At 67.4% G+C, this 9,000-nt stretch carries 10 protein-coding genes; 2 read left to right on the top strand and 8 right to left on the bottom strand.

From position 1 onward, the window contains the following. Positions 1 to 463 precede the first annotated feature (463 nt). The 4 genes from cobA to FBR05_13355 all read right to left on the bottom strand — a co-directional run bounded on the left by cobA (position 464) and on the right by FBR05_13355 (position 5,076). The gene (gene cobA, locus FBR05_13370; GenBank protein ID MDL1873169.1) at positions 464 to 2,032 is read right to left on the bottom strand and encodes a uroporphyrinogen-III C-methyltransferase; all 1,569 of its coding nucleotides are present in this window, start codon (positions 2,030 to 2,032) and stop codon (positions 464 to 466) included. A gap of 32 nt (positions 2,033 to 2,064) precedes the next feature. Next, positions 2,065 to 3,090: a hydroxymethylbilane synthase gene (gene hemC, locus FBR05_13365; GenBank protein ID MDL1873168.1), complete on the bottom strand. Its 1,026-nt coding sequence runs from the start codon at positions 3,088 to 3,090 to the stop codon at positions 2,065 to 2,067. Next, positions 2,976 to 3,839: a purine-nucleoside phosphorylase gene (locus FBR05_13360; GenBank protein ID MDL1873167.1), complete on the bottom strand. Its 864-nt coding sequence runs from the start codon at positions 3,837 to 3,839 to the stop codon at positions 2,976 to 2,978. The genes hemC and FBR05_13360 overlap by 115 nt, the downstream gene beginning before the upstream one ends. 64 nt (positions 3,840 to 3,903) lie before the next feature. Beyond that, entirely contained in the window at positions 3,904 to 5,076 is a 1,173-nt protein-coding gene (locus FBR05_13355; protein MDL1873166.1) for a phosphopentomutase, read from the bottom strand. Here FBR05_13355 and FBR05_13350 point away from each other — a divergent pair. Beyond that, positions 5,030 to 6,250 carry a class I SAM-dependent rRNA methyltransferase gene (locus tag FBR05_13350; GenBank protein MDL1873165.1) on the top strand — a complete coding sequence of 407 codons (1,221 nt, stop codon included), beginning with the start codon at positions 5,030 to 5,032 and terminating at the stop codon, positions 6,248 to 6,250. The genes FBR05_13355 and FBR05_13350 overlap by 47 nt on opposite strands. 1 nt (position 6,251) lies before the next feature. On the opposite strand, the gene FBR05_13345 is transcribed toward FBR05_13350, so the two are convergent. Beyond that, on the bottom strand, positions 6,252 to 6,581 hold the full coding sequence (locus FBR05_13345) for a pyrimidine/purine nucleoside phosphorylase (GenBank protein ID MDL1873164.1): 330 nt from the start codon (positions 6,579 to 6,581) through the stop codon (positions 6,252 to 6,254). Between the two features lie 11 nt (positions 6,582 to 6,592). Beyond that, on the bottom strand, positions 6,593 to 7,069 hold the full coding sequence (locus FBR05_13340; GenBank protein ID MDL1873163.1) for a hypothetical protein: 477 nt from the start codon (positions 7,067 to 7,069) through the stop codon (positions 6,593 to 6,595). Positions 7,070 to 7,144: 75 nt separating this feature from the next. Between FBR05_13340 and FBR05_13335 the strand changes: the two genes are divergently transcribed. Beyond that, complete coding sequence (locus FBR05_13335; GenBank protein ID MDL1873162.1) at positions 7,145 to 7,726, top strand: NAD(P)H-dependent oxidoreductase; 582 nt, start codon at positions 7,145 to 7,147, stop codon at positions 7,724 to 7,726. Positions 7,727 to 7,755: 29 nt separating this feature from the next. Here FBR05_13335 and FBR05_13330 read toward each other — a convergent pair whose 3' ends face one another. Then, a complete protein-coding gene (locus FBR05_13330) occupies positions 7,756 to 8,643 on the bottom strand; it encodes a rhomboid family intramembrane serine protease (protein MDL1873161.1) in 888 nt (295 codons plus the stop codon). A 91-nt stretch (positions 8,644 to 8,734) separates the two neighbouring features. Beyond that, positions 8,735 to 9,000 (bottom strand): transcription elongation factor GreB (locus FBR05_13325; protein ID MDL1873160.1); only part of this gene is annotated, 266 nt, incomplete at its 5' end.

Below are 9,000 nucleotides of genomic sequence, written 5' to 3'. Positions count from 1 at the left end.
AGGCCGCGGAGGATCCGGGTTCGGTCTTGTGGTCCCGGGAGCGGCGCGCGGACTACATCCTCGCCCAGTTCCGCGGCTACCGCGTGACCGAGGCCGACGGCTCGCGCCGCCCTTGGAACCGCGCCGAGGCCCTCGCCTTCCTCGACTCCGTCGATCGCGCCAACGTCGAGCGCATCCGCAATTTCGAGGCCCCCTTGACCATGCCCGGCGCGGCGGACCGCTTCGACACGCGGCGCCTCGAAGAGCTGATCGCCGCCGAGCGGACGATCCGCGAGCGGGAGTCCTCCAGCCACCGGCACGCCTCGACCCATGCCGCCAACCTAGCGGACAACACGCAGGACCTCGACCGCCAGATGGAGGCCTATTACCGCAGCAGCAACGAGCGCACCTCCCTGGCCCTCGCCCGCTTCATGGACGGTCCGGTCCTGGCGATGGCCGACGGCCTCGCCGCCGCCTCCCTGCATTAAATTTCATTCAATTTTTTGGAATAATAACTCGCGATCGCCTCGACCAAGGCCTCGATGGTATGCGTCCGCGGCATGACGACGACGCGAAAGCCGGCCCGCTTCGCCGCGGCCCGCGTCACGGGACCGATCGCGGCCGCCGGAACCTTGCGATAGCGCTCCCAGAGGCCCGCTTGGCGCAGGAGGCGAGCCAGGTTCTCCGCCGTGGCCCCGCTCGCGAAGGTCAAAAGATCGGGCGCGCCCTCGCCGAGGGCGGCCCGAATTTTCCGGCGGGAGAGACGCGGCGCGCCGCTGCGGTAGGCCACGGCGACCTCGACGCTCGCGCCCTTCTGGCGCAATTCGGAGACAAAGGCCTCGCGCGCGACCTCGGCGCGCGGAAACAAGATTTTCTTTCCCTTCACCTCGCGGGCGCGGAAGGAACGGCCCAAATCCTCCGAGGTGAAGGACTCGCCCACCCGGGAAACAGAAAATCCGGCTTCCTCCAGACGCCGAGCGGTCGCCGGACCCACCGCGGCGATTTTCACATGCCTCAAGCCCCAAGGACCCTTTCGAAATTTTTTCAGGCGAAGCAAGAAGGCGTCGACGGCGTGGGCGGAGGTGAAGACCAACCAATCGTAGCCTTCGATCGCCGCGATCGCGCGGTCGAGGGCCGCCCAAGAACGCGGCGGCCGGATCTCGATCGCCGGGAGCTCCAGTGCTTGGGCGCCCGCCTCGCTCAGGCGACGGCTCAGCTCGGAGGCTTGGTCTCCGGAGCGGGTCACGAGGACCCTCCGGCCGAAGAGCGGCTTCGTCTCGAACCAATCCAGGGCGGGCTTCAGCCGGACGACGTCGCCCACCATCGTCACTGCGGGCGGACGGATCCCGGCGCGCTTCGCCAGCCCGGGCAGGCTGCGCAGATCGCCGACGCGGCTGCGCTGGCGCGGGTACGTCCCCCATTCGACGATCGCCGCCGGCGTCGCCGGCGATTTTCCGGCGCGAATGAGTCTCGCGAAGTTTTCCTCGAGGGTCTTGACGCCCATCAACAGGACCAAGGTGGGAAGCCTCGCCAAGGCCTCCCAATCGATCGCGGGGGCGCGCGCGCGACGCCCCGGCTTTTCCGGATCCTCGTGCCCCGTGACGAAGGCGACGCTGGAACCGAAACTCCGATGCGTGACCGGGATGCCCGCGTAAGCCGGTACCGCCACGGCGCTGGTCACGCCCGGGACGATCTCGAAGGGGACGCCAGCGCGGCGCAGCGCCTCGGCCTCCTCACCGCCGCGCCCGAAGACGAAGGGATCGCCGCCCTTCAGCCGCACCACGACGCGGTGGCGGCGCGCGGCCTGGACCAGCAGCTTGGCGATTTTCTCTTGAGGGAAATGCCCGCGATGGCCCCGCTTGCCCACGTCGAAGCGCTTGGCGCGGGGGCAATGGCGGAGGATCTCGGGGTTCACAAGCTGGTCAAAGAAGACCAGGTCGGCGCGCTCGAGGCAGGCCTGGGCCTTCAGGGTCAAGAGCCCCGGATCTCCGGGACCGGCGCCGACGAGGTAGACGGTGCCGGGTTTATTTTTCGGCTTGGTTTTAAGTGCCATACTCCAATGTCGGAGCGAACATAATTTCGCCCTTATCCGATCGCCGCCAAAATATCCCGCCCGCCCCGGCGCCAAATCTCCTCCACCAAAAGGTCGGCCGCCTCGAGCGGCGCTTCGGCGGATCCCTCGCTTTCCACCTCGATATATTTCGCCCCGTCCGGGCTCGCCAAAAAGGCCTGAAGCCTCAAGGCGCCGCCGGCGATCTCGCCGAAGACCCCCAAGGGCAGGTTGCAGCTCCCGCCCAGCTCGCGCATCACGCGGCGCTCGGCCATCGAGACCCGCTCGGTCTCGATGTCGTGAAGGGCCGCGAGCAGCTCGCGAAGCTCCCGATCCGCCGAGCGGATCTCGATCGCGAGGGTGCCCTGCCCCGGCGCCGGGACGATCGGCAGGTCCACCGCGCGGGCGACGTCCAGTCCCAGGCGCTCCATGCCGGCCCGGGCGAGGACGATGGCGTCGTAATCGCCCGCCTCCAGCTTGCGCAGCCGCGTGTCGATGTTGCCGCGCAGCAGCTCGAAATTCAGGTCCGGACGCAGGCGGCCCAGCTGCAGGCGCCGCCGCAGGCTGCTGGTGCCCACCTTGGCGCCCGGCGGCAGCGCCGGCCAATCCGATCCCTCCCGCGCGATCATGACGTCCCGCGGGCTCTTGCGCCGCGGGTAGCAGGCGATCTCCAGCCCCTCCGGCAAGACCGCAGGCATATCCTTGAGGCTGTGTACCGCGAGGTCGATGCCGCCTATGCCAAGGGCGTCCTCGATCTCCTTCACGAAGAGGCCCTTGCCGCCGACCTCGGCCAGGAAGCGGTTTTGGATGCGGTCGCCCGAGGTGGTGATGGTCTGGAAATCGACCTCGAGGCCGGGGTGCGCGGCCTTGAGCTCCTCGGCGAAGCGCCGGGACTGGGCCAGCGCCAAGGGCGAGCCGCGCGTCCCCAGGATGAGCCGTCGCGGGCTCACGCGACCCCCTTCTCCAACAGGCCGCGGAGCAGCGCGGAGAGCTGCCCGTCGACCCGCTGGGCATTGTGCAGGACCTCCTCGTGGTTGAGGGCCTGCTTGCGCCTCAGGCAGGAGTTGGTCACGGCGGAAAGCGCCGCGACCTGCAGGCCGGCGTGGGCGGCGGCGATGGCCTCGTAGACGGTGGACATGCCGATGAGATCCCCGCCGAGGATGCGGAAGGCGCGGATTTCCGCGTCGGTCTCGTAGCTGGGACCCGCGATGCCGACGTAGACGGCCTTCGGCAGGGGAATTTTCAGTCCGCGCGCCAGTCGATCCACCCGCGCGGAAAAGGCGTTTTCATAGGCCGCGTCCATGGCGGGAAATCGGGTGCCGAGAAAATCGAGGTTGGGCCCGCGCAGCGGATTGCCGCCGGTGAAATTGAGGTGGTCGCGGATCCTGGCCAAGCGCCCCACGCGCAGGCGCTCGCGGATCGAGCCGGCGGCATTGGTGAGGACGAGGCGTTTGAGCCCCCAACGCGCCAGGGCCCGCACGGGAAAGACCACCTGCTCGGGCGCGAAGCCCTCATAATAATGGATGCGGCCGTGCAGGATCAGCGCCGAGACCGCGCCCTTCGTTTTTCCGGAGACGCGGTAGATCTGTCCCGAATGCCCCGCGACGTGCGGGGGGAGCAGGTGCGGGATGTCGGAAAAGGGCCGGGCCTTGACCCGCGGAAAGGCCTCGCGAAAGGAGCGGCCGAGGCCGGAGCCGAAGACGACCGCGAAGTCCGGCGGGGGGCCGAAATGCTTGCGCAGCGCCGCGGCGGCCTCGTCGAGGGAGCGGCGGTAGGTCTTAGGATCGAAGGGGGCGGTCATCAGAGCCAAAGCTATAATTTTTTGAGGGCGTTTTGGCTAGGGATCTTTGTAGGGGCGAACCTTGTGTTCGCCCCTACAGCGCTAATTCGGAGAGAAAGCTCCGGCCCGAGGCCCAAGACACGCCGAAGATCTCCCCCACCGTCGCCCCGATGTCCGCGAAACTCTCCCTCACCCCCAAGGAAGCCCCGGCGCCGCGCAGCGCCGGCGCGTAGGCCAGGAGCGGCACGTATTCGCGGGTGTGGTCCGTGCCCCGATAGGTGGGGTCGCAGCCGTGGTCCGCGCTGATCAAGAGCAGGTCTTCGGGGCCCAGCTTTTCCAGCAGCTCTACCAGGGCCGCGTCGAAGGCCGCCAGGGCCCGCGCGTAGCCGCGCGGATCGCGGCGGTGGCCGTAGAGCATGTCGAAGTCGACCAGGTTGACGAAGATCAGGCCCTCTGGCACCGCCTCCAAACTGCGGAAGGTCTGCGCGATCCCCTCGGGATTGCTCTGGGTGTGGAAGGATTGCGCGAGCCCCCGCTCGCTGAAGATGTCGCCGATCTTCCCGATGCCGACGACGGGAACGCCCTGGGCGGCGAGGGCCTCAAGGACGGTCGGGGCCGGCGGGGGCATGGCGTAGTCGCGGCGCCGCGGGGTGCGGACGAAGCTCCCCGGCTCGCCCGCGAAGGGCCGCGCGATCACCCGTCCAACGTCATAGGCGTCGCAGAGGCCGCGGGCAATCTCGCAGTAGCCGTAGAGCTCGTCGACGGGCACGCTCGCCTCGTGGCAGGCGATCTGGAAGACGCTGTCGGCGCTGGTGTAGACGATCGGGGCCCCGCTGTCCCGATGCGCAGCGCCCAGTTGCTCGATGATGGTGGTCCCGGAGGCGGCGACGTTTCCCAGCGTCGTCCTCCCGATCGCGGCCTCGAAGGCGGCGATGAGTTCCTTCGGAAAACCTCCCGGGTAAAGCTTGGGCGGCCGCTCCGAGACGACGCCCGCCATCTCCCAATGGCCGGTCGTCGTGTCCTTGGCGGGCGAGGCCTCGGCCATCTTTCCGAAGCAGGCGCCGCGGCCGGCGACGGCCCTAAGGCCGGGGATGGCGTCCACCCGCCCGAGGCCCAGTCGCTCGAGGCCGGGCAGGCTCAAGCCGCCCATTGCCTCGGCACAGTGTTTCAGGGTATGGGCCCCGGCATCCCCGTAGTCCGCGGCGTCCGGCATCGCGCCGATGCCGACGGAATCGAGGACGATCAGCGTCACGCGTCGAAAGGCCATAGCCCGAAGGATCCCGCAATTGAAGGTCACGATCAATCAAAAAGCCCTGGAGAGACTGCAACGCGGCCACGACTGGATCTTCCGCAGCGACTTGACGGGCGTGGAGGCCGAAATCGCCGGTCCCGCGACCGTCGTCTCGGAGAAGGGCAAGGTCCTGGGCGAGGCCCTCTACAGCCCCAAGAGCCTGATCGCCTTGCGCATGATGACCCAAGGCCAGGAGCGGATCACGGAGGGGCTGATCCGCGAGCGCCTGCGCCTCGCCCACGAGCGGCGCCGCGAGATGTATCCGGGTGAAGAGGCCTACCGCGTCGTCTTCGGCGAGGCCGACCGTCTGCCCTCCCTGATCGTCGACCGCTTTGCGGACGTGGCCGTCTTCCAGACCTTGAGCGCCGGGATGGAGACCTTCAAGGAGACCGTCGTCTCAGCCCTGCGCGAGACGCTGGATCCGCGCTCCATCCTCGAGCGCAACGACTCGAGCGTCCGGGAGCGCGAGGGACTGCCCCTCATCCGCCAGGCGGCCTGGGGCGAGGCGCCGGAGGAAGTCGCCTTCCGCTTCTCCGAAAAGACCTTCTCCTTTCCGGCCCTGGAGGGGCAGAAGACGGGGTTCTTTCTCGACCAGCGCTACAACGCCGAGGCCGCGGCCCGCTACGCCCGCGGCGAGATGCTCGACGCCTTTTGCTACGTGGGGCAATTCGGCCTGCACGCCGCGCCGCGCGCCAAATCCGTCCTCTGCGTCGACGCCTCCGAGCCGGCCCTCGCGCAGGCGCGGCGCAACGCCGAGCGCAACGGCCTCGCCAACGTCGAGACCCGCTGCGCCAACGCCTTCGATTTCTTGAAAGAATGCGACCAGGAGGGACGGCGCTTCGACACGGTCTCGCTGGACCCGCCCGCCTTCGTCAAAAACCGCGCGGCCCTGAAACCCGCCCTGCGCGGCTATAAAGAGATCAACCTGCGGGCGATGCGCCTGCTGAGGCCGGGCGGGATCCTCGTCACCTCGTCCTGCTCGCAGCACTTGAGCCCCGAGCTCTTCGAAAAGACCCTGGCCGAGGCGGCCCGAGACGCGCGGCGCCGCGTGCAGGTTTTGGAGAAGCGCGGGCAACCCGCCGACCACCCCGCCCTGCTCGTCATGCCCGAGACGGACTACCTGAAGTGCTGGATCCTGCGGGTGGAGTGATTTACTCGAAGATGCAGAGGTACTCGGTGATCCCGCGCAGCACCGAAATCTCGAAGGCGGAATTTCCCGGCACGCGGAACTCCATCCCCGCCGCGTAGGTCTTCCACTCCTCCTCACCCGCGACCTTGACCTTGCAGGTGCCGGCCACGATCACCATGCGCTCGGGGGCGCCGGTGCTGAACTGGTAGGAGCCCGGATAAATGAGCCCGATCGTCTTCTTGGCGCCGGCGGCGTCGTAGACGCTGTGGCTGACCACCTTGCCGTCGAAATAGACGTTGGCCTTCAGGTCGACCGAGACGTTTTGCAGTTTTTGCGGGACGGTTTCCGACATGATTCCTCCGATCAATATGTGGGACCCTTGTCTTCGAACAATTGTTTTCGGACGGAGACCGACTTGAGGCGCTCTGCCAGGTCGCGCAAGGCCGCCGCCTGCTCCTCGTCGTCCTCCGCCTCGCAGCGCGCGATCCTCCGATTGAGGTTTTTCAGGATGACCAGGAGGTAGTGCCGCGACTTGTCGGACGGCGTGAAGAAATTCATCAAGAGCACCAAGAGGCAGGACCCGGCAAACAAGGCCAAGGCCCAATACCAAGGCAAGAGATGAAAGGCCAAGCCCAGGACCGTCGCCCCCAGCACCGAGGCGGTCAAGATCGTCACCCACTGCGCCCGCGGCGCGATCAGGCGTTGGAGCTGGGAGGCGCTCAGGCCCTCGACCTCGCGGGAGAGCAGCTCGGCGAGTTTTTGGGTCACGCCGTGGCTACGCAGGGCGTAGGAGGCGAAGACCGGAAAGACCAAGGCGGCGATCTCCATCACGATCTGCATCGCCGCCGCTCTAGCGGAAAACGCCCCCGGTAAAAAGGAATTTATTTCCGCGCCGAAGGGCGTTAGCCTCCCGCCATGGCCCACACCCCTCGCATCCTAGCCTTCGCCGGCAGCACCCGCCGGGACTCTTTCAACAAAAAACTGCTGCGGGTGGCCGTCGCGGGCGCCCGGGCCGCGGGCGCCGAGGTGACGGTCTTGGACTTGAAGGAGCTCCCCCTGCCCCTCTACGACGGGGACCTCGAGGCCGAGGGCGGCCTGCCGGATAACGCCAAAAAACTGAAGGCCTTGATGAAGGGGCACGACGGTTTTTTGATCGCCGCGCCGGAGTACAACAGCTCGATCTCGGGGGTCTTGAAGAACGCCATCGACTGGGCCTCCCGCGCCGAAGCGGGCGAGGCCCCCCTGGCCTGTTTCACCGACAAGGCCGCCGCCCTGCTCAGCGCCTCGCCGGGCGCCTTGGCCGGCCTGCGCGGCCTGGCGACGCTGCGCTCCATCCTGCACAATATCGGCGTCCACGTCCTGCCGACTCAACTCGGCATCCCGCGGGCCCACGAGGCCTTCGACGCCGAGGGCGGCCTGAAAGACCCCAAGCTACGGGCCAAGGCCGAGCAGATCGGCGCCGCCCTCGCGGAATTCCTGCGGCGGCATCGCGGGTAATTTTTCGATCGGCTTGTTTTCGCGGACCGTCAGCGCCGCAGCTTCGCGGCCGCGAAGCCCCAGGCCATCCCCGCGACCAGGCCGAAGGTATGGGCCCAGTTGGCGACGTTTCCGATCAGGCCGGTCCAGCAGAGCACAAACCAAATAATCATCATCGTGACGACGCCTTGATTGAGCGAGAGGCCAGAGGACGGATCGTAGCGCCCGCGGATCCAGCAGTAGCCGAGCAGGCCGTAGACCACGCCCGACATCCCGCCGAAATTGGGGCCGGCGAGGAGGTACTGGCCCAGGTTGGAGAGGATCGCGACGGCCAGGACCAGGATGGAAAAATAGAGGGAGCCCTGGCGGCGCTCCAGCTCGGAGCCTAGGTCCTTGAGCCAGAGCATGTTGAAGAGGATGTGGAGGACGCCGCTGTGGATGAAGATCGGCGTGACCAAGCGCCAGATCTGGCCGTGCCGGATCTCGGGCAGGCCGCCGCTCCACTGGAGGTAGGGGCCGACCACGTCGTAGCGCGTGATGAAGAAATAATCCAAGAGCTCGTTGGAACGGTCGGCCATGGCCAAAAGCGTGATGGCGACGCTGAGCAGGATCAGGATGCCGGTCACGGGCCCGACGCTGGTGTCGAGCCGGTGCCAGTGGGTGCGGACGTCGATCACCGGCGATCGCTTCGCAAGCCGCTCCTCCCGGGCGCGGATCGCCCCGGCGGACGCCCCCCGCCCGCGGTAGGCCTCGGCCTCGGGATTGCTTTGGAATTCCGAAAAAAACCGTTCGGCGGCCGACAGGTGGCGGTCGTCGCGCACCCAAAGCTGATAGCCGTCGGCCTCTTCCTCCACTTGGTTGGGGATGCCGTTCACCAGTAAGAAGTCGCTGAACTTCCTGGCTTGATTTTTCTGGGAGAGGGTTCCGATCATGCGCATGCGACGCCGCGCTCCTTTTCGGCGGTTTGCATAGCCCAGGGGCGAGGCCGGACGGAAGCGGAATCGGGGCCCGACGGAGAAACCGTTATTTTCAGGGAATTTCCCGGTACAGGATCTCGACGACCTCGAGCTCGCGAATCCCTTTCGGGGTGCGGAACTGAACCAGATCGCCCACCTTCGCCTTGAGCAGGGCCCGGGTCAGCGGCGAGATCCAGCTGATCTTGCCCCGGCCGGGATCCGCCTCGTCGATGCCGACAATCGCGTAGGTCTTGCGCTCGCCCTCCTCGTCCTCGACCGTGACGGTGGCGCCGAAGAAGACCTGCTCGGACTTCACCTGGAGGGGATCGACGACCTCGG

It is taken from the genome of Deltaproteobacteria bacterium PRO3 (assembly GCA_030263375.1).
In the GTDB taxonomy this organism is placed as follows: Bacteria; UBA10199; UBA10199; order DSSB01; family DSSB01; genus DSSB01.
This window is presented reverse-complemented; position numbering and strand designations above follow the sequence as displayed.